This window comes from Pseudomonas sp. NBRC 111130 (assembly GCF_001320485.1).
In the GTDB taxonomy this organism is placed as follows: Bacteria; Pseudomonadota; Gammaproteobacteria; order Pseudomonadales; family Pseudomonadaceae; genus Aquipseudomonas; species Aquipseudomonas vlassakiae.
Genome location: NZ_BCBG01000004.1, coordinates 1 through 22,597, shown reverse-complemented (window position 1 = coordinate 22,597; position 22,597 = coordinate 1). Strand labels below are relative to the sequence as shown.

Here is a 22,597-nt window from a genome sequence, read left to right as displayed (position 1 = left end):
AGCAATTTGTGCGTCTGCGCTGAAACCCTGGGGCTGCTTCGCAGCCCTTTCGCGACACAAGGCCGCTCCTACAAGGCCCCAGAATGCAAAAAGCCCCCGAACTTTTCAGCTCGGGGGCTTTCGCAGAATGTGGCGGTGAAGAAGGGATTTGAACCCTTGATACGATTTCTCGTATACACACTTTCCAGGCGTGCTCCTTCGACCACTCGGACACTTCACCGTTTTCTCTTCAAGGCTTTCACCCCGTCGAGGCGCGCTAATTTAGTGGAAGAGCTTTTCTTTGGCAAGCATTTTTTTCAAATTTTTCATGCATTTAAGCCAACCCACTGAAAACCCGAGGTTGCCAGGGCAAAGCGGCCAATCTGGCCAGCGCTTTTTCTCGTCACAAACACTGCACCCTCGCCGCACAAGGCATTGCAGCCCGACGCTGACTGGCCGGTCAGCCTTGCTGCTTTACCTGGCTCGCGGTGCTGGGTAACGTCTTCGCCACGTCACCCTAAGGATTGCGCCATGAGCGAGCTGATTACCTACCACGCCGAAGACGGCATCGCCACCCTGACCCTGAACAACGGCAAGGTCAACGCCATCTCGCCGGATGTCATCGCGGCCTTCAATGCCGCCCTCGACCGCGCCACGCAGGAACGCGCCGTGGTGATCATCACCGGCCAGCCAGGCATCCTCTCGGGTGGCTACGACCTCAAGGTGATGACCTCGGGCCCTAAAGAAGCCGTCGCCCTGGTCACCGCCGGTTCCACCCTGGCCCGCCGCCTGCTCTCGCACCCGTTCCCGGTGATCGTCGCCTGCCCCGGCCATGCCGTGGCCAAGGGCGCTTTCCTGCTGCTGTCGGCCGACTACCGCATCGGTGTCGAAGGGCCGTACAAGATCGGCCTGAACGAAGTGCAGATCGGCATGACCATGCACCACGCCGGCATCGAACTGGCCCGCGACCGCCTGCGTCGCTCGGCCTTCCACCGCTCGGTGATCAATGCCGAAATGTTCGAGCCCAAGGATGCCCTGGATGCCGGTTTCCTCGACAAGGTAGTACCAGCCGAGCAGCTGCTTGAGGTCGCCCTGGGCGTGGCGCGCGAGCTGAAGAAGCTGAACATGCTGGCGCACAAGAACACCAAGCTGAAGGTGCGCAAGGCGCTGCTGGATAGCCTTGACGAGGCGATCCTGCTCGACCAGGGCCACATGGGCTGACCGGTACTGGCCCTTTCGCGGGTAAACCCGCTCCCACAGGTATCACTGCCCATGGGTGCAGCGCTGTCGCTGTGGGGGCGGATTACCCGCGAAGAGGCCGCACCGGCTCACACCAGGGTTTGCCCCGGCCAGTGCACAGCCGTACACTGCGTCGCGACTGTCTGGTGTGAGTCGTACCATGCTTTACTCGCTTCGCATGTTCCTGCTGGGGCTGCATTTTCTGCTGGTGGGCTTCATCGGCCTGCTGATCGGCCTGCTGCGCCCCTTCAACCGCGATAACAGCCGTGTCTTCGCGCGCCTCTACAGCGTGCCAGCCACCTGGCTGATGCGCATCAAGGTCAAGGCCGAAGTCGGCCCGCTGTGGGACCAGCCGCCCGGCTGCGTGATCGTCGCCAATCACCAGTCCAACTTCGACCTGTTCATCCTCGGCCATGTGGTACCGCAACGCACCGTTGCCATTGGCAAAAAGAGCCTCGGCTGGATCCCGCTGTTCGGGCAGCTGTTCTGGCTCGGTGGCAATGTGCTGATCGACCGTAAAAACGCCTACCAGGCGCGCAAGGCCATGCAGACCATCACGCGCATCCTGCAAGACGACACCTCGATCTGGATCTTCCCGGAAGGCACGCGCAACCCCGACGAACAGTTGCTGGCGTTCAAGAAAGGCGCCTTTCACATGGCCGTGGAGGCCGGCGTGCCGATCGTCCCGGTGTGCGTCAGCCGCTATGCCCGGCGCCTGAGCCTGAACAGCTGGCGGCGGCGGACCGTGATCGTGCGCTCGTTGCCGCCGATCGCCACCCGCGGCCTCAGCCAGCAGGACCTGCCCGCGCTGATCGAACAGTGCCGCACACAGATGCAGCTGTGCATCGATAACATGGAAAACGAACTGGCAAAGGCCTAGGTTGCTTTCGTCGCCAGCAGCTTGCGCCGCCAGTTGCTCTACAGCCAACTACAGCCCAAGCTGTAACCCGTGTACAACCGAACAAGTGGATAACCATGGGTCGAGTCGTGGCATCGGCGGTGTATGCCGCCGGCAGAAAGGTCACCAACATCAATATCGACGAAGGCAGCGAGTGGGCGCGCAAGCCGGGGCACTTCGTGTGGATTGGCCTGGAAGAACCCAACGCCGAGGAGCTGGCCAACTTGCAGTGCCAGTTCAACCTCCACGAACTGGCCATCGAGGATGCGCTGGAAAAACACAGCCGGCCCAAGCTGGAAACGTTCGGTGACGCGCTGTTCATCGTCACCTATTCGCCAGTCCGCCATCAGGGCAAGCTGGAGTTCATCGAAACTCACATCTTCGCCGGCAACGGCTACATCATCACCTGCCGCAATGGCCACTCGAAATCCTACGCGCTGGTGCGCCAGCGCTGCGAGGCGCGCCCGCTGCTGCTGGAACATGGCGAAGACTTCGTGCTGTATGCCCTGCTCGACTTCGTCACCGAGAACTACCAGCCGGTCAGCGAGGCCATTCATGGCGAGATCGAGGAGCTGGAACAGAGCGTGCTGAGCACCACGCTGCAGGAGGAAGATATCCAGCGCCTGCACGGCCTGCGCCGCGACATCCTGCGCCTGCGCCGCTATGTGGCGCCGATGGTGGAAATCAGCGAGGAACTGCAGCGCCTGAGCTTCCCGTTCATCGACAAGAACATGCGCCCGTACTTTCGTGATGTGCAGATCCACGTGACGCGGCAGATGGAGGACCTGGCCGGGATTCGCGACATCGCCAGCCAGACCATCGAAATCGGCATGCTGCTGGAATCGTCACGGCAGAGCATCGTGCAGCGCAAGTTCGCCGCGTGGGCGGCGATCCTGGCCTTCCCCACGGCGATTGCCGGGATCTACGGGATGAACTTCCAGAACATGCCAGAGTTGGGGTGGCACTATGGCTACTTCGCAGTGCTGGGTGTGATCGCGCTGGGGTGTACGGGGTTGTTTGCCAGCTTCAAGAAAGCCGGCTGGCTTTAGATTGCCGGGGGCGCTTTGCGCCCCGGCATTTGATCAGGCGGCGCTGTCGCTGGCCTTGGCCGGCTGCTGGATGAAGCGCAGCATCCATTCGCCCACTAGGTCGCCCTGGTGCTCGGTGGCCAGGCTGGCAATCGCCTTTTGGTACACCTCGTCCCCGAGGTACTCCTGACGCGCATCGAGCAGCGCCCGCGAGTAGTCGTGGACGAACTCCGGGTGGCCCTGGAAACAAAGCACCTGGTCGCGGATGTGATACGCCGCATTCGGGCAGAAGTCGCTGGAGGCAATTACCGTGGCGCCTTCCGGCAGCTCGGTGACCTGGTCTTGATGGCTGATCAGCAAGGTCAGCTCGGAAACCTCCGGGTCCATCCACGGTGCATGCGCCGCCAGCGAGTAGCGGTGCACGCCCACGCCCCAGCCCTGGTCGGCGCGCTCGGCCTTGCCACCCAGGGTCAATGCCAGCAGCTGATGGCCGAAGCACACACCCAGCAGCTTCTCGCCACGCTCGTAGAGTTTGAGCAGGTAGGCCTTGAGCGTCTGGATCCAGGGGTCGCTGCCGAACGAGTCGGCCTTGCTGCCCGTCACCAGGTACGCATCGAAGCGTTCGCCGTCGGGCGGGTACACGCCGTTCATCACGTTGTACACACGAAACTCGGCTGCGATCGGCTGACGCGAGAAGAGCTGCTCGAACATCCTTCCGTAGCCCTGATACTGCGCGGTCAACTCCGGTCGCAGGACATCGGTTTCAAGGATGCAGATGCGTAACGACATAGGGATAGTCCTGAACGACATGGGTGGGAATCTGCTGTAGAGACTGACGCGAAAGCCACGTACAAGCAAGTAGGCTGCACTGACGAACGGTCACAATTTGTCGAATATCCAGGGAGGGATCTGCGGCTGTCTAGGCAGAGCTTGCCAGCGCGATGGCTAAAGGCCTCATAGCCAAACAGCATCATACATAACCCCTTTAGAACAAAGCGTTCTCGACAATGCATGACGTTCGCCCTGTGGGTGGTTTATATCCACATACATGAGGCAAGCAGACCCGACAAGGAAGCCACCGGGTATTCAGGAATAACAACAAGAAGGCGGTCCGCCATGTTCAGACAATCGAAACTTCGCCAAGCCGGGCTCATCCTCTTCGCCACGACTTTGCTGCTGATTCTTCCCAACCTCACGCGGTTGTTCGGCTGACAGCGTCAATGCTTCGCTTGGGTTAATCTTCCGGTTTTCTGGTCGGAGATTACCCATGCGTCATTGCCTGGCCCTGCTAGCCCTGTTGTTGAGCCTGCCGCTGTCGGCGGCGCAGTTGCACCTGGAGCTGGGTGACAGTGCCCGGCAATGGTCCAGCGAAGCGCTGTTGAGGCACCCTCAGGCCCGCGATATCGACATCGATCAGGACGTTTCGTACAAGCGGCCCATGCATTTTCGCGCCGTGCCACTGGCAGCGCTGCTGCAAGGGGTAAAGCCCGAAGACCATCTGCAGGCGGTGGCGCTGGACGGTTTTGCCGCGGAAATGCCAGCCGGGCCGCTACTGCAGCAGGCGCCGGCACGCGCCTGGCTGGCAGTCGAGGACCCGGCCAAACCGTGGCCTGCGCTGGGTGACGGCAAGCCGAGCGCCGGGCCGTTCTACCTGGTATGGACCAACCCGCAGGCCAGCGGCATTCGCCCCGAACAATGGCCATTCCAGGTCGCCACGATCCGCCGCCTGGCGCCGGTCGAACAACGTTTCCCGGCACTGCTGCCCGACCCCAGGCTGGGAGCCAATGACCCGGTACGCCAGGGCTTCGCCCTGTTCCAGCAGAACTGCCTGGCCTGCCATCGGCTCAATGGCGCGGGGGATGCCCAGTTCGGGCCGGACCTGAATGTGCCGCACAACCCGACCGAGTATTTCCGGCCTGAGTATCTGCGCAGGTACATTCGTGATCCGCAGAGCTTGCGGCAATGGCCGCAGGCACGAATGCCTGGGTTTGCCGAGAGTGTGCTGAGTGAGCAGGAGCTGGATGCATTGCTGGCTTATTTGGGGCATATGGCCGGGCGCAGGCCTTGAAATCGAGGGACCTTCATCGCGGGCGGGCCCGCGAGGAAGGCCACATATTGTTTTCAGGCAGTCAGCCTTTCCTGCTTGACGCCCCACCCTTCGACTTCGCCGCCACAAGGTGAAACGACCTGCTCGAAGGCCTCCTCGAAATCACCAATCCCGCCATAGGTGGCATACATGACCTTGCTCAGTTCCAGGTGCCACGCGCCATCGTCCAGTTCACGCACCTGAGCATTCAACGATTCGCCACGAAACTGCCCGGCTGCCCGCCGCGCGCCGGCTTCATCTGGAAATACCGCGTAGAACTCGATGGGGTGGATGCGGGTAAAGTCGAAACCGCCAGCTTTCATCTGGCGCAGGACATTGCTGCTGATATCGTCGTTCAGGCTGCTCATGAATCGTCCTCCCGAATAATGCGATGGATAGACTTTCCGTGCACTACGCACCTGCCGGCAATGCCGACAGATCGAGCTGATGCAAGACGCGAATTGAATGGGTGCAGGCCCGCAGAAAAGGCCGGCACCTTCCACCAGCGTAGTGCCTGCACCGGCACCACGCCAACCGGTGGTTCAGGGCGCTTCGTGGATGCTGGTGATAATCACGCCGGTCTGCTCCTTGAGCCAGCGTGCAGTGGGTGACGGGGCGCGGTCCTGAAAGTCGTTGAGGTCCAGCTCATCCATGACCGGAAACAGATGCGAACGGATGGCGCGAGCCGCCTCCTCTTCGCTGGGGCACTGTTCACCGTGCAGCAGCAAGGTGGTTGGCTCGCCTTTCTGATCGGCAAAGATGACTTCCCACTCTTTCATTGACTAGCCCTCTGGATCAAAGAACACCCGGTGAGTGACGCCTGTAGATGCAGACCTTGGCCCCAGACATTCGTTCCGGCAACAAAAAGGGCCGCATTGCGGCCCCTTTGTACTCACTGATTGCTGCCTGATGCTTATTTCTTCGGCGTACCGTGGACGACACCGGCGGTGTTGTCCAGCAAGCTCTTGGTCGCCGTCTGGATGAAGGCTTCGAGCTGCTGCAGCATCTGCGGCTGCTCCGGGCTTTCGATCAGTTCGGCCTTGAACTCGCTGCCCAGCTGGTAGCGGTACATGCGCGGGCTCATGTCCTTGGACTCGATGAGCAGGTGATCGCCCTTGACCAGGCCGACGATCTGCTCGCTGCCCGATGGCTTGATCATGCCGATGCCCGGGTCACCCTCAGGCAGGTTGAGCAGGTCGCGGCCCCAGCACTGATGACGCGTTTCGCCACCCAGGCGGCCCATGATGGTCGGCACGATGTCGACTTGGGTACCAACAGTGTGGTTGACCGCACCGAACTTCTCCTGGATGCCCGGCGCGATCAGCAGCAGCGGCACGTTGAAGCGGCCCAGGTCAAGCTCGGTGACCTGCTGCTGGTTGCCGAAGCCGTGGTCGCCGACGATCACGAACAGGGTGTCCTTGAAGTACGGCTCTTTACGCGCCTTCTCGAAGAACTGGCCCAACGCCCAGTCGGAGTAGCGCATGGCGGTCAGATGCTCGTCCAGGCGACCAAGCCCTGTGACCTTTTCCACCGGCAGGTTGCTTGGCAACGCGTACGGCGTGTGGTTGGACAGGGTCTGCAGCAGCGCGTAGATCGGCTTCTTCTGGTCGTGCTTGGCCAGTTCCTCGTTACCGCGGTCGAACATGTCCTGGTCGGACACGCCCCAGGTCGGGTCGGAGAACACCGGATTGACGAAGTCGTTACGGCCGATGAAGGTGGTCATGCCCTGGTTGCCGAAGAACCCGGACTGGTTGTCCCAGGCGAAGTCGCCGTTGTAGACATAGACGTCGTCGTAGTCGCGGGCGCTGAGCAGTGCCGGCAGGCCCGACAGCTTATGGCCACCCTCAGGGGTCTGCATCAGGTATTCGAAGCCTGGCAGGTTGGGGAAGCAGGCCATGGTGGCGAACATGCCCTGGTGGGTATGGGTGCCGTTGGAGAAGAAGCGGTCGAACAGCAGGCCTTCTTTGGCCAGCTTGTCGAAGTACGGGGTGATGTTGTTCGGGCTGCCCAGCGCACCGACCGAGTGGCCGGCGAAGCTTTCCATGAGGATCACCACGACGTTCTTGATCGGCAGGGTACGGTCGGCCGGCGGCACGAAGTCGCGGCGTACGGCGGCCTCGTCGGCGTCGACCAGGGTGTCGTTGGCGGTCAGCAGCTGCTTGCGCACGGTCTCGGTGGCCAGCTCTTGCTTCAGCACCGGCTTCCAGATGTTGGCGCGGTCTTCGCCGAAGCGGCTCTTGGCAGCGTCGATCAAGGTCAGGGTGCCGTTCAGGCCCAACTGGTTGACGAAGTTGGAGTCGGTGGTGAAGGCATCACCCCAACGCATCGGCGGGCCCTGGCGCAGGGTGCCACGGGCGGCGACCACCGCCACCAGCAGGATCACCATGAACACCGCCAGGCGGTTGTACCACGGCGCCACGCGCTGTTCGCCGGTACCCCGGGTCAGGCGGTCGATGCCCTTGAACAGCAGGCTCAGCAGCCAGGTGCCGAAGGCCCAGGCCAACAGGTAGCGGACCACCGGGAAGCCGTACCAGAGCATGCTCAGAACGGTTTTCGGGTCTTCCTTGATGTACTGGAAAACCAGGCCGTTGAGGCGCTGGTGGAACTCACGGTAGAAGTCCATCTCCATCAGGCCGAGGAACATCACCACGCTCGAGGCGAGGGTCAGCCAGAAGCGGAACAGCCCGCGCCGGGCCATGAGCCAGGGGCTCAGCATCGCCAGCAGCAGAGGAATGCTCAGGTACACCACCACCCGCAGGTCGAAGCGCAATCCGTTGAAAAAGCCTTCGGCGACGGTCGAGTAAGGGGTGTCGCCGATCATGTCGCTGTTGTAGACCAGTAGCGCCAGGCGCACCAGGCTGAGCATCAACATGATCACCAGGCCGCTGAGCAGCGTATAGGCCAGGTGCGATTTCAAGGTCGGCGTGAACGCTCGCGCGCCCTGTTGCCTCAAGGCATCCGTGTTAGCCATGAATGGGAAGGTCCTAGGATTGCGGTTTGCGGAGGTGGCGTTGGGGCTGGCCCAACGCAAGCATTATGCGGGAGCGGATTCTGTTTAATCCAATGTGAAAATTTTGTCACGTCACTATTGCTGATTTTGTCTGGGACGCAGCTTTCATGGACGGACATTGCCCCGCGGCCCGGCAATCGCCCAGATCACCAGGCCGATCACTGGCAGCAGGGCTATCAGCAGGATCCACAACACCTTGATACCTACCTCGCTGCCGCTCTTGATCACGTTGAGAATTGCCCAGATGTCGAGGGCGAGGATAATCAGGCCGACCAGGCCATTGAAGGTAGAGCCCATGCCACGTTCTCCTTGAAAGGCTGTTGCTCAGCATAGTCCTCTATTGGAGCGATAGAAGTGAATCCTTGGCCTGCCGGGCAGGTCACTACCTACACTGCAAGCATTCCTGCATTCGAGGTTCTTATGCCCCCTGCTCACAGCCAAAGCGCCACCCCGCCCTCCCTGCTGAACGCCTGGCGCGAGCAATTGCTCGGCAGCCCATGGCTCAGCGCGGGCCTGGGCGTGAGCCTGCTGGCAGTCGTCGTGCTGCTGGTGGCCAGCTTCTGGAACGCCATCAACGGCGACCACGCCGACAACCTGCACCTGGCTGCGCTCGGCGGGCTTTCCGGTTTTGCCGCTACCGCCTTGGGTGCGGTGCTGGCGGTAGTACTGCGCGATGTCAGCGCACGCAGCCAGGATGTGATGCTCGGCTTTGCCGCCGGCATGATGCTCGCTGCCAGTTCGTTCTCGCTGATCCTGCCAGGCCTGGATGCCGCCCGCGCAATCACCGGCAATGGCCCGGCAGCGGCGTTCACCGTGGTGCTGGGCATGGGCCTGGGCGTGCTGCTGATGCTCGGCCTCGACCGCTTCACCCCGCACGAACATGAGAGCACCGGCCCTTGCGGGCCGGAGGCCGAGCGCATCAGCAGGGTCTGGCTGTTCGTGCTGGCGATCACCTTGCACAACCTGCCCGAAGGCATGGCGATCGGGGTGAGCTTCGCCAATGGCGACATGAACATCGGCCTGCCGCTGACCAGCGCGATCGCCATCCAGGACATCCCCGAAGGCCTGGCCGTGGCCCTGGCCCTGCGGGCAACCGGGCTATCGAACCTCAAGGCTGCGCTGGTGGCGATTGGTTCGGGGCTGATGGAGCCCTTGGGCGCGGTGATCGGCCTGGGCATCTCCACCGGCTTTGCCCTGGCCTACCCGATCAGCATGGGGCTGGCGGCGGGGGCGATGATCTTCGTGGTGTCCCACGAGGTGATTCCCGAGACTCACCGTAACGGGCATCAGACGTCGGCGACCCTGGGGTTGATGGGTGGGTTTGCGGTGATGATGTTTCTGGATACCGCGCTGGGGTGAATTTTATTGGTTACCTGTGCTGGCCTCTTCGCGGGCTCGCCCGCTCCCACAGGGTGGCATACGCTTCGAGATTGTGCGGACCCTGTGGGAGCGGGCAAGCCCGGGAAGAAGCAAACGGTGTAATCAGACGTGAACCGCGACCTTCAAAGCCTCCAGCGCCGGCTCCACCTTGATCCCCACCTCTGCCCCCAGCTCCAGCGCCCGCGCCAGGTCCTGCTGGCCAACCATCACCATCTGCAACTCGTCATCGAGCAGCTGGCTGAAGTTAAGCAGTACATAACCGCCCGCTTCCTTGTTCAACGCGCCCATCTGCACCTGGATGCGGTTGAGTGCGGTCAGCGGCTCGGTGCGCGCCAGCTGCTTGGGCTTGAGGGTGAACGGCACGCTCTGGTCGAACGAATCGCTGATGCGCTGGAACAGCTCCTGGTAGCTGTCGGCCTGGAATACCACGGTGTCTGGCAGGCTGCCGAGCACGACCCACTCACCCAGCGGGATCGGGAAGCTGTCGTCGTAGTTGATGTCCGGGTTGGCGGCGAGAAAGGCAGCGGGGTCGGCGTAGGCCTGGGCGGCCTCGTCGGCGATGCGCTCGATATCCTCATCGCGCATGCAGCCGGCGCCGACGAGGCTGATGAATTCGAGCAACTGGTTTTTCATGAAAGGGGGCCTGCGACGGGTGAAAAGTCGCCAAGGATAGCCGCAAATGCCCCCGGGCGGTTAGCCGGCCAGCGCTTGCAGGCGTGCGGCAGCGTCAACCGCGCCCATGGTCTGCGCCGCCATCAGCGCCGTGGCGCCACGGGCGTCCTGGTGCGCCGGGTCGGCGCCCTGGGCCAGCAGATAGTCGACAATCTCTGTGCGGTTGAACATCGCCGCCAGCATCAGTGCGGTGCGCCCATCCTGCGCAGCAGCATCCACAGGGACGCCGCTTTCCAGTAACAGGCGAATCATCGCCAGATCACCCTTGAATGCCGCACCGGCGATGGGCAACTGGCCATTGTCGTTGGCGATCAACGGGTCGGCCCCCTGGGCCAACAGCACCCGCACCGCTTCATGATGGCCGTGGTAGCTGGCCAGCATCAGCAAGGTATCGCCCTTGTGATTGCGCAGGTTCGCCGGCAGGCCGCTGGCCAACAGGCGGCCAAGCATCTCGGCGTCGCCCTGGCGGGCACGCTCGAAGACCTGCTCGGCAAACGCGGCGGTCTCGTCCTCGGTCATGGCGGTGGCGGTGGGTTGAGCGGACATCGGGAACCTCCTGGCATAAATGATTGCCCAAGTCTTTGTCAGGCATGCCATTGCGGTCAAAGGTTCAGATTCTATCGGGCCAATAGGAACAACCCGCGCCGTGCAAAATGCACTATGCAAAATGCACGACCATGCAGCCTGCACGATATCGCTGGTGGAAAAATTACCTAACTCACTGTATTTACTAGATTTTTCCCACTCTCAATTTCTGGCACGGTCACTGCAACAATCAACTCACGTCTGCACCCCCAAACAGTCAGGAGTTGATATGGACCTCATTCAGGAAAAATTCGTCTCGGTATTCCCGGCCTACCAGGTCGCTACCCAGCCCCGCCCTGACGGTGGCGTGCTGCTGACCCTGCGCGCCGCCGATGGCAAAGTGACCCGCCGCGTGCTGACCTACGGCCAACTGCACAGTGCCGAGCAGCTCTCTTGGGCCATCAGTGCCATCCGCCGTGACCTGGCCGAGCAGGCCAGTGAACTGCCTGTGATTTCCATGCTGCAAAGTCAGCAGCGGTTTGCGCTGCCGACCTACCGTTAAGCGTTTGTCTGCACCGGCCCTTTCGCGGCTAAAGCCGCTCCCACAGGTACTGCATTGCCCTTAGGGATGGCGGGGTTCATGTGGGAGCGGCTTTAGCCGCGAAGAGGCCGGGACAGGCATTACAGCTCGTCGATCCCGAGAAACGCCCGAGCAGTCGCATCGCCGGTAAACCGCGGCTCCACGCCCTGCTCACTGCCAAACAGGCGCAACGCCAGGCAGAACGGATTGTCGCCCAGCTCCACCCAGCGCCGCGTCCCTGCCGGCACCACAAGCTGGTCTCCCTTTTCACACAGCACCGCATATACAAACTCGCCCAGGCGCAGGCCAACCTGCGCGCGGCCGCTTACCACATTGAACACTTCGTCGCTGGCGTGCACATGCTCGTCACGTACATCCACCTGGGCCGCGTCGAGGCCATCACGGTTGAGCAGCGTGAACGCCGCACTGCCGTGGGCCGTCATCAATTGGTCAAGGTGTTCACGGCAGGCCTCGAGCACTTCAGCCTCGCTACTGCCGGGGCGCACGCGCAGCGCCAGCGGGCTGTGGCTGAAGCACACGCCCTGCTCGGCCAGGGTCGCGGTAATGTCGTCGTGGTGGGTCAGCACCTTGTTCGGCAAGCCTGGGCTGGACGGGTGGAAAACACAGAGGATGCTCATCGGCTGCTGGTCCTGGTCGATTTCGAACGAGTGGCAATGATAACGGCTGCCGCCAACGCTGCGGCGCTGGCCATACCAAAGGTGAAGGACGGCCCCAGCAGTTTCCAGCTGTAGCCTGAATACAAGGCGCCCAGCGCACCACCGGTACCCGACAGCGCCGCGTACAGTGCCTGGCCCTGGCCTTGCTGGCGGGCACCGAAACTGGCCTGCACGAAGGCGATGGACGCAGCGTGAAAGCAACCAAAGGTGGCCGCGTGCAGCAACTGGGCGAACACCAGCACCGCGGGCTCACTTGCCAGGTTGCCCAGCAGCAGCCAGCGCAGCGCCGCCAGCAGGAAGCTGACCAGCAACACCCGCTGCACGCTGATGCGGGCGAACAGGCGGCTCATCACCATGAACATCAGCACTTCGGCCACCACCCCCAGGGCCCACAGCAAGCCGATGGCACCGCGGCTATAGCCCAGGTGTTCGAGGTGCAGGGTAAGGAAGGTGTAGTACGGGCCGTGGCTGAGCTGCATCAGCGCCACACAGATATAGAAGGCGATCACCCCCGGCGCGGTCAATTGGCGCAGGAAACCGCCCGCCTCCCGTCGCTCGCCCTGCTCCACCGGCTGCGCGTTGGGCACCCACAAGCTGGCGGCGACGATGCCGGCCATGATGGTCACCAAGGCCACCGGGTAGATATCCAGGCTCAGCCATTCGAACAGCCGCCCCAGGCCGACCACGGTGAGGATGAAGCCGATCGAACCCCACAGGCGCACCTGGCTGTAGCGCGAGGTCTGCCCGTGCAGGTGGGCCAGGGTGATGACTTCGAACTGCGGCAGCACCGCGTGCCAGAAGAACGCATGCAGCGCCATGACCAGCGCCAGCCAGGCGTAGCTCTTGCCGAAGAAGATCAGCGAGAAGGTGGCCAGGGTCGACAAGGCGCCCAAGCGCACGATCAGCAGGCGCTGGCCGCTACGGTCACCGAGCCAGCCCCACAGGTTGGGAGCAACGCAGCGCATCAGCATGGGGATGGCCACCAGCTCGCCGATGCGGGCCGGGGAAAAACCCAGGTGGTCGAAGTACAGGGCCAGGAACGGGGCGGTGGAGCCCAGCAGGGCGAAGTAGAACAGGTAGAAGCTGGACAGGCGCCAGTAGGGGATCGGGAACATGGAGTGGGCCTTGTGTGAGCCTGCTCCGGCCTCTTCGCGGGCTCGCCCGCTCCCACAGGGACCGCACAATATCGAAGGTTGTGGTGATCCTGTGGGAGCGGGCGCGCCCGCGAAGAGGCCGGGCCTGGCTAGATCAGAGCTGGCCCAGCACCGGGGTGTTGACCTTCACGTCAGCGTTCTGCGCACGGTGGCGCAGCAGGTGGTCCATCAGCACGATGGCCATCATCGCTTCGGCGATCGGGGTGGCGCGGATGCCGACGCACGGGTCATGACGGCCCTTGGTGATCACGTCGACCGGGTTGCCGTCGACGTCGATCGAACGGCCAGGCACGGTGATGCTGGAGGTCGGCTTCAGCGCCAGATGGGCGACAATAGGCTGGCCCGAGCTGATACCACCGAGGATGCCGCCGGCGTTGTTGCTGAGGAAACCTTCCGGGGTCAGTTCGTCACGGTGTTCGGTGCCGCGCTGGGCAACGCTGGCGAAACCGGCGCCGATTTCCACGCCCTTCACCGCGTTGATGCTCATCAGCGCGTGGGCCAGTTCGGCGTCGAGGCGGTCGAAGATCGGCTCGCCCAGGCCCGGCATCACGCCTTCGGCCACCACGGTGATCTTGGCCCCGACCGAATCCTGGTCGCGACGCAGCTGGTCCATGTAGGCCTCGAGCTCCGGCACTTTGCTCGGGTCAGGGCTGAAGAAGGCGTTGTCCTCCACCGAATCCCAGCTCTTGAACGGGATTTCGATCGGGCCCAGCTGGCTCATGTAGCCACGCACCTGGATGCCCTGGGTGGCCAGGTATTTCTTGGCGATGGCACCGGCGGCCACGCGCATGGCGGTTTCCCGCGCCGAGCTGCGACCACCGCCGCGGTAGTCGCGGATACCGTACTTGTGGTGGTAGGTGTAGTCGGCGTGGGCCGGGCGGAACAGGTCCTTGATCGCCGAGTAGTCCTTGGACTTCTGGTCGGTGTTGCGTATCAGCAGGCCGATCGAGCAGCCAGTGGTACGGCCTTCGAATACGCCGGAGAGAATCTCCACTTCATCGGCTTCCTGGCGCTGGGTAGTGTGCCGGCTGGTGCCGGGCTTGCGCCGGTCGAGGTCATGCTGCAGGTCGGCGAGGGAGATTTCCAGGCCAGGAGGGCAACCATCGACAATGGCGACCAACGCCGGGCCATGGCTTTCGCCAGCGGTGGTGACAGTGAACAGCTTGCCGTAGGTATTGCCGGACATGGACGCTCCGCGAAATCTGCCTGAGATGAACGAAAGCGGGCAGTATACAGATGGATTGCTTGCCTGTGCTGACGTCTTCGCGGCGGTTCGGCGCCTCGATGACCCGCTGCCACGGGGACTGCACAAAGCCTGCAGCAGGTTTACCCATGAAAAGGCCAGACCTGCCACATACAACTGGCGAACCTTCCCGCAAACATTGGGTCGAACCGTCATCTCCCCACTGTAGTACCGCATGATGTCGCGCCTCGTCGCCTTGTTCCTCCTGCTGTGCACGGGCCTGGCCCAGGCCGCTGCCCCCACCGTGCTGCAACGCCCCATCGACCTCGATACCGGTCAAGGCGTGCTGCATGGCAGCCTGCTGCTGCCGCAACAGGCCACGCCACCGCCGGTGGTGCTGATCATCGCCGGCTCCGGCCCCACCGACCGCGACGGCAACAACCCGGCCTCGGGGCGCGTCGACAACCTCAAGCGCCTGGCCCTGGTGCTGGCCAACGAGCACATCGCCAGCGTGCGCTACGACAAGCGCGGGGTGGCCGCCAGCCAGCCGGCTACGCCCGATGAGCGCGACCTCAGCGTGCAGCGCTACGTCGACGACGTGGTGGCCTGGAGCCGCAAGCTCAAGGCTGACCCACGCTTCGGCCCGCTGATCCTGGTCGGCCACAGTGAAGGGGCGCTCATCGCCAGCCTGGCCGCCGAACGTGCCGGCGCCAGCGCGGTGATCACCCTGGCCGGCATGGGCCGGCCACTGGCGGACGTGCTGCGCGAACAACTGGCCCAGCGCATGTCGCCTGCTTTACTGGCCGGTGGCAGCGCCCTGCTCGACCGCCTGCAGGCCGGGCAGACCAGCCTGGACGTGCCAGCACCGCTGCGCCAGGTGTTCCGCCCCAGCGTGCAGCCCTACCTGATCACCCTGCTCCAGCAGGACCCGGCGCAGGCCTTCGCCCGCCTGCCGATGCCGGCGCTGATCGTCCAGGGCCGCAATGACGTGCAAGTCGACGTGGCTGACGCCGAACGCCTCAAGGCGGCCAAGCCAGACGCCCAGCTGGTGCTGATCGACGGCATGAACCACATGCTGCGCATCAGCCCCAAGGACATGCACCAGCAGCGTGACAGCTACCTCAACCCGGAATTGCCGTTGGCCCGGGAGCTTGGCGAGCGGGTGGTCAGCTTCATTCACCAGTTGCCTTCGGCCTGACCCTCAAACATCGGCTAAACCTGCCGATAACGCGGTATTGGTGCTGAATGGGAGCGTTTTTCGGTCCTTTTCAGCACCCGCCCGTATCTGAGGAAACGCCTAGATGACCGATGCCCCTGCCGCCGTCGAACCGGCCGAAGAGCCGCACGCTCCGGAACCTGCTGCCCTGCCTTGGGCCGACCTTGCCGTCGAACATTTCCAGCTGCTGCGCCTGGCGCCTTTGCCCACCGACCGCAACAGCGGTGCGCGGCCATTGCGCTTCGTCGAGTTCGCCTACGCCGAGCGCCATGACCAGGCCCACAGCCTGCTGCGCATGGAAATCCGCCTTCCGGGGCAAAAGGTACGCAAGGAACAGAACCAACTGGATGTGCGGGTAGACCACGCCGAGCGCCTGGTGACCCTCGGCAGCGACAGCGGCCTGCAACTGGAGCCGCTGAACCGTGGCCTCGGCCGCTTCATGCTCGGCCAGGCCGTGCAGTGGCTGCAGCGTCGCTGGTCGAACTACCGGGTCGAAGGCATGGCGTTGCCGAACAAGGATGCGCTGAACGAAGACACTCGCCTGCGCCGCGACCGTTTCATTACCGCCAGCGGCCTGGAAGTGGAATACGCCGATCCGCAGCACCTCAAGGGTCGCACCCTCGACACCACGGTGAGCCAGCTCAAGGGCGGCTGGAATACCGAGAAGGTGCAGCAGTTGAGCATGCTGGATGCGGCGGGCATGTTGCAGCAGGCCGAGCAACAGTTGCTGGAGAAAGAGGGGCAACTGCGCGAACGGGATGAACGGGTAGCCAAGTACCGGCGTGAGGACAGCGGGTTGCGCTTCACCATCACCTGCCTGGTGGCGTTTGCCGTGTTCCAGGCGGGGTTGCTGATCTGGATCGCTACCCGGTAAACAGCTGGGGCCGCGTTGCGGCCCTTTCGCGACACAAGGCCGCTCCTACAGAAAAACGCGTACTCCTGTAGGAGCGGCCTTGTGTCGCGAAAGGGCTGCACAGCAGCCCCGGCAATCCAGCGTCAGACGCGAGCCTTGAACAGCTCCTGGTGCTGACGGCACTGCTCGGCGGTAAGCATGAACACGCCATGCCCGCCACGCTCGAACTCCAGCCAGGCGAAGTCGACTTCCGGGTACAGCGCCTCGACATGTACCTGGCTGTTGCCAACCTCGACGATCAGCAAACCTTTGTCGGTCAGGTGGTCGCCTGCCTCGGCCAGCATCCGCCGTACCAGGTCCAGGCCGTCGTTGCCGCAGGCCAGGCCCATTTCCGGTTCGTGGTGATATTCGGCCGGCATGTCGCCGAAGTCCTCTGCATCGACATACGGCGGGTTGGACAGGATCAGGTCGAAACGCTGCCCCGGCAGGCCGGCAAAGCCGTCACCCTGCACGGTGAACACGCGCTCGTCGAGGCCATGGCGCTCGATGTTCTGGTTGGCCACCTCCAGCGCGTCGAACGACAGGTCGGCCAGCACCACTTCGGCCTCGGGGAACACTTCGGCAGCCACGATACCGATGCAGCCGGAGCCGGTGCAGAGGTCGAGGATGCGCGCCGGCTCCTGCGCCAACCAGGGTTCGAAGCGCTTTTCGATCAGCTCGCCGATCGGCGAACGGGGCACCAGTACGCGCTCGTCGACGATGAACGACATGCCACAGAACCAGGCTTCGCCGAGCAGGTAGGCGGTTGGCACGCGGTCCTCGATGCGGCGCTTGAGCAAGTGCTGCAGGCGTACCCGCTCGTCATCCTCCAGCTGGCAGTCCAGGTAGCTATCGGCGATTTCCCACGGCAGGTGCACGGCGCCCAGCACCAGCAGGCGGGCTTCGTCCCAGGCATTGTCGGCGCCATGGCCGAAGAACAGCTCGTGCTCATGGAAGCGGCTGACCGCCCAGCGGATATGGTCGCGCAACGTGCGCAGACGAGATGTGATCACGGGGTACTCCTAATTCAGACCGTACAAAAGTCTAACAGCCCCACCCGCATATTTGTTCCCCGCTATGCCTCGACGGCAAGCCACAGGCCAGTAAACATGCCGCTTGCGATGTCAACCATTCCCATTGGCGCCAAGGCAAGGGAGAATAGGTATACAAAAGCCCTGACCCAAGGAGCCCTTGATGTCCGTTCCAACCACGATGTTCCGCCTCACTGGCCGCGATTACCCGCCGGCCAAGCTGAGCCAAGCCAGCCTGATCATCATCGATGCGCAGAAGGAATACCTGAGCGGTCCTCTGCAACTGTCGGGCATGGACGAGGCCGTGGCCAACATCGCCCGGTTGCTCGACGCCGCCCGCAAGGCCGGCCGTCCGATCATCCACGTTCGCCACCTCGGTACCGTTGGCGGGCGCTTCGACCCACAGGGGCCGGCCGGCCAGTTCATCCCCGGCCTGGAGCCACGCGAAGGTGAAATCGTCATCGAAAAGCGCATGCCCAACGCCTTCAAGAACACCAAGCTGCACGACACCCTGCAGGAGCTGGGGCACCTGGACCTGATCGTGTGCGGCTTCATGAGCCACTCCAGCGTCAGCACCACCGTGCGCCGCGCCAAGGACTATGGTTATCGTTGCACCTTGGTGGAAGACGCCTCGGCAACTCGCGACCTGGCGCTCAAGGACCAGGTGATCCCCGCCGCGCAGATCCACGCGTGCGAAATGGCCGTGATGGCCGACAACTTCGCCTGTGTCGCCCCTACCGCCAGCCTGATCTGAGCTGACGTTGCGATGACCGCCCGGCAGCCGGGCGGAACCCAAGGGCCGGGCCCAGGTCGAATTCCGGATGTCCACAGAGGAAACTGGAATGAAGCTCAAAGGCAGTTTCGACGCCAAGCGTCTGCGCCCGCGTGAACCGCGTAACTGGGGTGCGCGTATTGCCGCCGGCCTGTCGGCCCTGATCGCCACGCTCGGCGTGCTGCTGGCCATGGCCGGCATCGCCGGGCTGCTCGGCAACTACCCCGCCCTGGCCGAACTCAATGCCAACCGCCCGCTGGCCAGCATCGTGGCCGTGGTCGGGCTGTTGCTGCTGTACCTTGGCGTGCGCTTCTGGCGGCGCAGCCGCATCCGCCTGCGCCGCGGGCGCGAGCTGAACCTGTCGCCACACCTGATGAAAAAGCATGATTAGTCGTTTGTGCTGCCGGCCCTTCGCGGGCGCGCCCGCTCCCACAGGGGCCGCGCAACACTCAACCTCGATGCAATCCTGTGGGAGCGGGCGAGCCCGCGAAGAGGCCGGTACTGACGACACTGGGTTGATCGCGTAAACTACGCCGCCCACGTGGAGGCACCATGCAAGACGACGATTTTTCCCTGTTCAGCGCTGAAGTGCGCGGCGTCAAGCCGATCAAGCACGACCGCGCTGATGTGGGCAAGCCGAAAACCGACCGCAAGCAGCTGGCGGGCCTGCGCCAGGCGGCAACCATCCGCAGCGACCAGGCCCTGGTGATCGACGGCCTGTCCGACCAGTTCGTCATCGACGTCGGCGCCGAGGACGAGTTGATGTGGCGCCGCGACGGCGTGCAGGAAAGCCAGATCCGCAAGCTCAAGCTCGGCCAGATCGCCTTCGAGGGCAGCCTCGACCTGCATGGCATGAGCGTGGAGAAGGCCCGTGAGACCCTGTGGGCCTTCATCGCCGAAGCCACCAAGCTCGAAGTCCGCTGCGTACGGGTGACCCACGGCAAGGCCGCACGCCTGGACGGCAAGCGTCCGATGATCAAGAGCCACGTCAACACCTGGCTGCGCCAGCACCCGCAAGTGCTCGGTTTCACCTCGTGCCAGGCCCGCCATGGCGGTACTGGCGCGGTGTATGTGATGCTCAAGCGGACCATGATGGAAGGCCGCGACGAGTAACGCCGTGCTTGCAGCGCCGCGCGCGGCGCCGTACCCTTCCTTTTTGCGATTTTTACCCACAGGTAGATACATGTCCCTGGAACAGAACTACACCGAGATCCTCAGCCAACTTGGCGAGGACGTCTCCCGTGAGGGCCTGCTCGACACGCCCAAGCGGGCTGCAAAGGCCATGAAGTACCTTTGCCGCGGTTACGAGCAGACGCTGGAAGAAGTCACCAACGGCGCGCTGTTCACCTCCGACAACAGCGAGATGGTGCTGGTCCGGGACATCGAGCTGTATTCGATGTGCGAACACCACATGCTGCCTTTCATCGGCAAGGCCCACGTCGCCTACCTGCCCAAGGGCAAGGTGCTGGGCCTGTCGAAAGTGGCGCGCATCGTCGACATGTTCGCCCGCCGCCTGCAGATCCAGGAAAACCTCAGCCGCCAGATCGCCGAGGCCGTGCAGCAGGTGACGGGTGCCGCTGGCGTGGCGGTGGTCATCGAAGCCAAGCACATGTGCATGATGATGCGTGGCGTGGAGAAGCAGAATTCGACCATGCTCACCTCGGTAATGCTGGGTGAGTTCCGTGAAAACGCCGCGACGCGCAGCGAGTTCCTCAGCCTGATCAAGTGATCGGCGCATGACCCGAGCCGGCCCCCCAGGGGTCGGCTTTTTCATTTCAGGAGTAGCCCATGATCGTCAAAGCCCTGCGGGTCGGCCTCGGCCAGCTCATCGTGTTCGGCGACTGGATCAGCCGCCCGGCCAAGCAGAAGCGTGATGCAGCGGCCCAGGCGCGTGTCGAGCAAGAGGCCAAGAGCCTCGCGCTGTACCAGTTCCATGCCTGCCCGTTCTGCGTGAAGACCCGCCGTACCCTGCACCGCCTGAATGTGCCGGTGGCGCTGCGTGATGCCAAGAACGACGACGTGCATCGCCAGGCGCTGCTCGAAGGTGGCGGCCGGGTGAAAGTGCCGTGCCTGCGCATCGAGGAAGCGGGCAACGTGACCTGGATGTATGAATCCAAGGCCATCATTGCCTATCTGGACAAGCGCTTCGCGTAAGCCCTGCGCGGCTCTTGTGGGAGCGGCCTTGTGTCGCGAAAGGGCTGCGCAGCAGCCCCAGGGTATTTGCACTTACGCTGATATTACTGGGGCCGCTTTGCGGCCCTTTCGCGACACAAGGCCGCTCCCACAAAAAGCAGTCCCAGTGTTCAATCCACCATCGGCACATGCCGCGGATGGCTGGCCACCCGCTCAAGCCAGGCGCGCACCGCCGGGTAATCGGCCAGGACGAACCCGCCCTGATGCGCCACATGGGTGTAGGCATACAGCGCCACATCGGCAATCGAGTACTGGTCCCCGACCAGATACGGCGTCATCTGCAACTGCCGCTCCATCACCTTCAACGCCTTGTACCCGCCCTTGTGCAGCTTGCGGTATTCCTCCACGCGCTCGTCCGGCAGCCCCAGGTAGAACTGGATGAACCGCGCCACGGCAATGTATGGCTCATGGCTGTACTGCTCGAAGAACTGCCACTGCAACACCTGGGTCCGCAGGCGCGGCTCGCTGGGCAGGAACTCGCTGCCGTCGGCCAGGTAGTTGAGGATCGCATTCGATTCCCACAGGCAGGTACCGTCCTCAAGCTTGAGCACCGGCACCTTGCCATTGGGGTTCATGGCCAGGAACTCTGGCGTTTCGGTCTCGCCCTTGAGGATATCCACCGACTGCCATTCATACGGGCGGTCAAGCAGGCTGAGCATCAGCTTGACCTTGTAGCAGTTGCCTGACTGGTAATCACCATACACCTTGACCATCGCCCGTCCCCTCCCCATGCAGTTGCGAAAACTTGCCCAATAGTTGGCGACTGTACGGCTAAAAGCAATGCCTGCTGTATGGCAAGGATCAATTCGGCTCGCGTTAGTCTGAAAAAACTGCTTACACATGGACAAGGACCCAACCCAATGACCGATGCCACCTCCGCACGCCTGCGGCCCCTGGCAGACACCTCCCCGTCGGCGGTGGTCGCCGGCTTCATCGCCATGCTGACTGGCTACACCAGTTCGCTGGTGCTGATGTTCCAGGCCGGCCAGGCAGCAGGCCTGACCAATGCGCAGATCTCTTCGTGGATCTGGGCGCTGTCGATCGGCATGGCGGTGTGCAGTATCGGCTTGTCGCTGCGCTACCGCACACCGATCACCGTAGCCTGGTCGACCCCCGGTGCGGCGCTGCTGATCACCAGCCTGGGTGGGGTCAGCTACGGCGAGGCCATCGGTGCCTACATCACCTGTGCGCTGCTGGTGGTGATCTGCGGCCTGACCGGCAGCTTCGAGCGCCTGGTCAAGCGCATCCCGGCGTCGCTGGCCTCGGCCTTGCTGGCCGGGATCCTGTTCAAGATCGGCAGCGAAATCTTCGTGGCCGCCCAGCACCGCACGCTGCTGGTGCTCGGCATGTTCTTCAGCTACCTGCTGGTCAAGCGCCTGTCGCCGCGCTACTGCGTACTGGCCGCCTTGCTGGTGGGCACGGCATTGTCCGGCGCCCTCGGCCTGCTCGACTTCAGCGGCTTCAAGCTGGAGGTGGCTACCCCGGTGTGGACCACGCCAAGCTTCTCGCTGGCCGCAACCATCAGCATCGGCATTCCGCTGTTCGTGGTGGCCATGACTTCGCAGAACATGCCGGGCGTGGCGGTGCTGCGCGCGGACGGCTACCAGGTACCCGCCTCGCCGCTGATTTCAACGACGGGTCTGGCTTCGCTGCTGCTGGCACCGTTCGGCTCGCACGGGGTCAACCTGGCGGCGATCAGTGCGGCGATCTGCACCGGGCCGCACGCCCATGAAGACCCGGGCAAGCGCTATACCGCAGCGGTGTGGTGCGGGATTTTCTATGGCATTGCCGGCACGTTCGGCGCCACCCTGGCGGCCTTGTTCGCGGCGCTGCCGAAGGAGCTGGTGCTGTCGATTGCGGCGCTGGCGCTGTTCGGTTCGATCATGAACGGGCTGACCGTGGCCATGAGCGAGGCCAGGGAGCGCGAGGCGGCGCTGATTACTTTCATGGTGACGGCTTCGGGGTTGACCCTGTTCTCGATCGGCTCGGCGTTCTGGGGGATCGTGGCGGGGGTGTTGACCTTGCTGATACTCAACCCGCGCAAGGCCTGAAGAAATTCATTGCCTGTGCCAGCCTCTTCGC

At 63.3% G+C, this 22,597-nt stretch carries 26 protein-coding genes and 1 tRNA gene; 14 read left to right on the top strand and 13 right to left on the bottom strand.

Annotated elements, in window-relative coordinates:
- Positions 1-130: 130 nt before the first annotated feature.
- Positions 131-220 (bottom strand) — tRNA-Ser (locus APH33_RS02810).
- Between the two features lie 290 nt (positions 221-510).
- On the opposite strand from APH33_RS02810, the gene APH33_RS02805 reads away from it, so the two are divergent.
- The 3 genes from APH33_RS02805 (at position 511) to APH33_RS02795 (ending at position 3,165) form a co-directional block, all read left to right on the top strand.
- Positions 511-1,200, top strand: a complete 690-nt coding sequence (locus tag APH33_RS02805; RefSeq protein WP_054883692.1) for a crotonase/enoyl-CoA hydratase family protein — start codon at positions 511-513, stop codon at positions 1,198-1,200.
- 178 nt (positions 1,201-1,378) lie between these two features.
- Positions 1,379-2,098: a 1-acyl-sn-glycerol-3-phosphate acyltransferase gene (locus tag APH33_RS02800; RefSeq protein WP_054883691.1), complete on the top strand. Its 720-nt coding sequence runs from the start codon at positions 1,379-1,381 to the stop codon at positions 2,096-2,098.
- A 95-nt stretch (positions 2,099-2,193) separates the two neighbouring features.
- A complete protein-coding gene (locus APH33_RS02795) occupies positions 2,194-3,165 on the top strand; it encodes a magnesium and cobalt transport protein CorA (protein WP_054883690.1) in 972 nt (323 codons plus the stop codon).
- Positions 3,166-3,198: 33 nt separating this feature from the next.
- Here the strand turns inward: APH33_RS02795 and APH33_RS02790 are convergent, their stop codons facing one another.
- A complete protein-coding gene (locus tag APH33_RS02790; RefSeq protein ID WP_054883689.1) occupies positions 3,199-3,933 on the bottom strand; it encodes an amidotransferase in 735 nt (244 codons plus the stop codon).
- Between the two features lie 478 nt (positions 3,934-4,411).
- Between APH33_RS02790 and APH33_RS02785 the strand changes: the two genes are divergently transcribed.
- Positions 4,412-5,212 (top strand): cytochrome c, encoded by an 801-nt coding sequence (locus tag APH33_RS02785; RefSeq protein ID WP_054883688.1) that lies wholly within the window; start codon positions 4,412-4,414, stop codon positions 5,210-5,212.
- A gap of 53 nt (positions 5,213-5,265) precedes the next feature.
- On the opposite strand, the gene APH33_RS02780 is transcribed toward APH33_RS02785, so the two are convergent.
- The 4 genes from APH33_RS02780 to APH33_RS02765 form a co-directional block, all read right to left on the bottom strand.
- A complete protein-coding gene (locus APH33_RS02780; protein WP_054883687.1) occupies positions 5,266-5,598 on the bottom strand; it encodes a ribonuclease E inhibitor RraB in 333 nt (110 codons plus the stop codon).
- 174 nt (positions 5,599-5,772) lie between these two features.
- Positions 5,773-6,009 carry a hypothetical protein gene (locus APH33_RS02775; RefSeq protein ID WP_054883686.1) on the bottom strand — a complete coding sequence of 79 codons (237 nt, stop codon included), beginning with the start codon at positions 6,007-6,009 and terminating at the stop codon, positions 5,773-5,775.
- A gap of 134 nt (positions 6,010-6,143) precedes the next feature.
- Positions 6,144-8,201, bottom strand: coding sequence for an LTA synthase family protein (locus tag APH33_RS02770; protein WP_054883685.1), 2,058 nt, complete (start codon positions 8,199-8,201; stop codon positions 6,144-6,146).
- A gap of 144 nt (positions 8,202-8,345) precedes the next feature.
- Complete coding sequence (locus APH33_RS02765) at positions 8,346-8,537, bottom strand: PLDc N-terminal domain-containing protein (protein ID WP_054883684.1); 192 nt, start codon at positions 8,535-8,537, stop codon at positions 8,346-8,348.
- A gap of 123 nt (positions 8,538-8,660) precedes the next feature.
- On the opposite strand from APH33_RS02765, the gene APH33_RS02760 reads away from it, so the two are divergent.
- The gene (locus APH33_RS02760; protein WP_054883683.1) at positions 8,661-9,599 is read left to right on the top strand and encodes a ZIP family metal transporter; all 939 of its coding nucleotides are present in this window, start codon (positions 8,661-8,663) and stop codon (positions 9,597-9,599) included.
- A 123-nt stretch (positions 9,600-9,722) separates the two neighbouring features.
- On the opposite strand, the gene APH33_RS02755 is transcribed toward APH33_RS02760, so the two are convergent.
- Both APH33_RS02755 and APH33_RS02750 read right to left on the bottom strand, forming a co-directional pair.
- Positions 9,723-10,253, bottom strand: a complete 531-nt coding sequence (locus tag APH33_RS02755) for a hypothetical protein (RefSeq protein ID WP_054883682.1) — start codon at positions 10,251-10,253, stop codon at positions 9,723-9,725.
- A gap of 60 nt (positions 10,254-10,313) precedes the next feature.
- A complete protein-coding gene (locus tag APH33_RS02750) occupies positions 10,314-10,838 on the bottom strand; it encodes an ankyrin repeat domain-containing protein (protein WP_054883681.1) in 525 nt (174 codons plus the stop codon).
- A 268-nt stretch (positions 10,839-11,106) separates the two neighbouring features.
- Here APH33_RS02750 and APH33_RS02745 point away from each other — a divergent pair, with 268 nt between their 5' ends.
- A complete protein-coding gene (locus APH33_RS02745; RefSeq protein ID WP_054883680.1) occupies positions 11,107-11,379 on the top strand; it encodes a DUF3509 domain-containing protein in 273 nt (90 codons plus the stop codon).
- A 119-nt stretch (positions 11,380-11,498) separates the two neighbouring features.
- Here APH33_RS02745 and APH33_RS02740 read toward each other — a convergent pair whose 3' ends face one another.
- The 3 genes from APH33_RS02740 to aroC all read right to left on the bottom strand — a co-directional run bounded on the left by APH33_RS02740 (position 11,499) and on the right by aroC (position 14,414).
- Positions 11,499-12,035: an oxidase gene (locus APH33_RS02740; RefSeq protein WP_054883679.1), complete on the bottom strand. Its 537-nt coding sequence runs from the start codon at positions 12,033-12,035 to the stop codon at positions 11,499-11,501.
- A complete protein-coding gene (locus APH33_RS02735) occupies positions 12,032-13,189 on the bottom strand; it encodes an MFS transporter (protein WP_054883678.1) in 1,158 nt (385 codons plus the stop codon). Before APH33_RS02735 ends, APH33_RS02740 begins: the two co-directional genes overlap by 4 nt.
- A gap of 133 nt (positions 13,190-13,322) precedes the next feature.
- The gene (gene aroC / locus APH33_RS02730; protein ID WP_054883677.1) at positions 13,323-14,414 is read right to left on the bottom strand and encodes a chorismate synthase; all 1,092 of its coding nucleotides are present in this window, start codon (positions 14,412-14,414) and stop codon (positions 13,323-13,325) included.
- A gap of 232 nt (positions 14,415-14,646) precedes the next feature.
- Here aroC and APH33_RS02725 point away from each other — a divergent pair, with 232 nt between their 5' ends.
- Positions 14,647-15,609 (top strand): alpha/beta hydrolase, encoded by a 963-nt coding sequence (locus APH33_RS02725; RefSeq protein ID WP_054883676.1) that lies wholly within the window; start codon positions 14,647-14,649, stop codon positions 15,607-15,609.
- Between the two features lie 103 nt (positions 15,610-15,712).
- Entirely contained in the window at positions 15,713-16,501 is a 789-nt protein-coding gene (locus APH33_RS02720) for a hypothetical protein (RefSeq protein ID WP_054883675.1), read from the top strand.
- Positions 16,502-16,623: 122 nt separating this feature from the next.
- Here the strand turns inward: APH33_RS02720 and prmB are convergent, their stop codons facing one another.
- Positions 16,624-17,532 carry a 50S ribosomal protein L3 N(5)-glutamine methyltransferase gene (gene prmB / locus APH33_RS02715; RefSeq protein WP_054883674.1) on the bottom strand — a complete coding sequence of 303 codons (909 nt, stop codon included), beginning with the start codon at positions 17,530-17,532 and terminating at the stop codon, positions 16,624-16,626.
- A gap of 181 nt (positions 17,533-17,713) precedes the next feature.
- On the opposite strand from prmB, the gene APH33_RS02710 reads away from it, so the two are divergent.
- From APH33_RS02710 to APH33_RS02690, 5 genes are all read left to right on the top strand, one after another.
- Positions 17,714-18,304, top strand: a complete 591-nt coding sequence (locus APH33_RS02710) for a cysteine hydrolase family protein (protein WP_054883673.1) — start codon at positions 17,714-17,716, stop codon at positions 18,302-18,304.
- Between the two features lie 88 nt (positions 18,305-18,392).
- Complete coding sequence (locus APH33_RS02705; RefSeq protein WP_054883672.1) at positions 18,393-18,713, top strand: hypothetical protein; 321 nt, start codon at positions 18,393-18,395, stop codon at positions 18,711-18,713.
- A gap of 161 nt (positions 18,714-18,874) precedes the next feature.
- Positions 18,875-19,435, top strand: a complete 561-nt coding sequence (locus tag APH33_RS02700) for a Smr/MutS family protein (protein WP_027919524.1) — start codon at positions 18,875-18,877, stop codon at positions 19,433-19,435.
- 70 nt (positions 19,436-19,505) lie between these two features.
- Entirely contained in the window at positions 19,506-20,051 is a 546-nt protein-coding gene (folE, locus tag APH33_RS02695) for a GTP cyclohydrolase I FolE (protein ID WP_054883671.1), read from the top strand.
- 59 nt (positions 20,052-20,110) lie between these two features.
- Positions 20,111-20,476 (top strand): glutaredoxin, encoded by a 366-nt coding sequence (locus tag APH33_RS02690; RefSeq protein WP_054883670.1) that lies wholly within the window; start codon positions 20,111-20,113, stop codon positions 20,474-20,476.
- A 149-nt stretch (positions 20,477-20,625) separates the two neighbouring features.
- Here the strand turns inward: APH33_RS02690 and APH33_RS02685 are convergent, their stop codons facing one another.
- Complete coding sequence (locus APH33_RS02685; protein ID WP_054883669.1) at positions 20,626-21,228, bottom strand: glutathione S-transferase family protein; 603 nt, start codon at positions 21,226-21,228, stop codon at positions 20,626-20,628.
- Between the two features lie 147 nt (positions 21,229-21,375).
- Here APH33_RS02685 and APH33_RS02680 point away from each other — a divergent pair, with 147 nt between their 5' ends.
- On the top strand, positions 21,376-22,566 hold the full coding sequence (locus tag APH33_RS02680) for a benzoate/H(+) symporter BenE family transporter (RefSeq protein WP_054883668.1): 1,191 nt from the start codon (positions 21,376-21,378) through the stop codon (positions 22,564-22,566).
- The last annotated feature ends 31 nt before the right edge of the window (positions 22,567-22,597 follow it).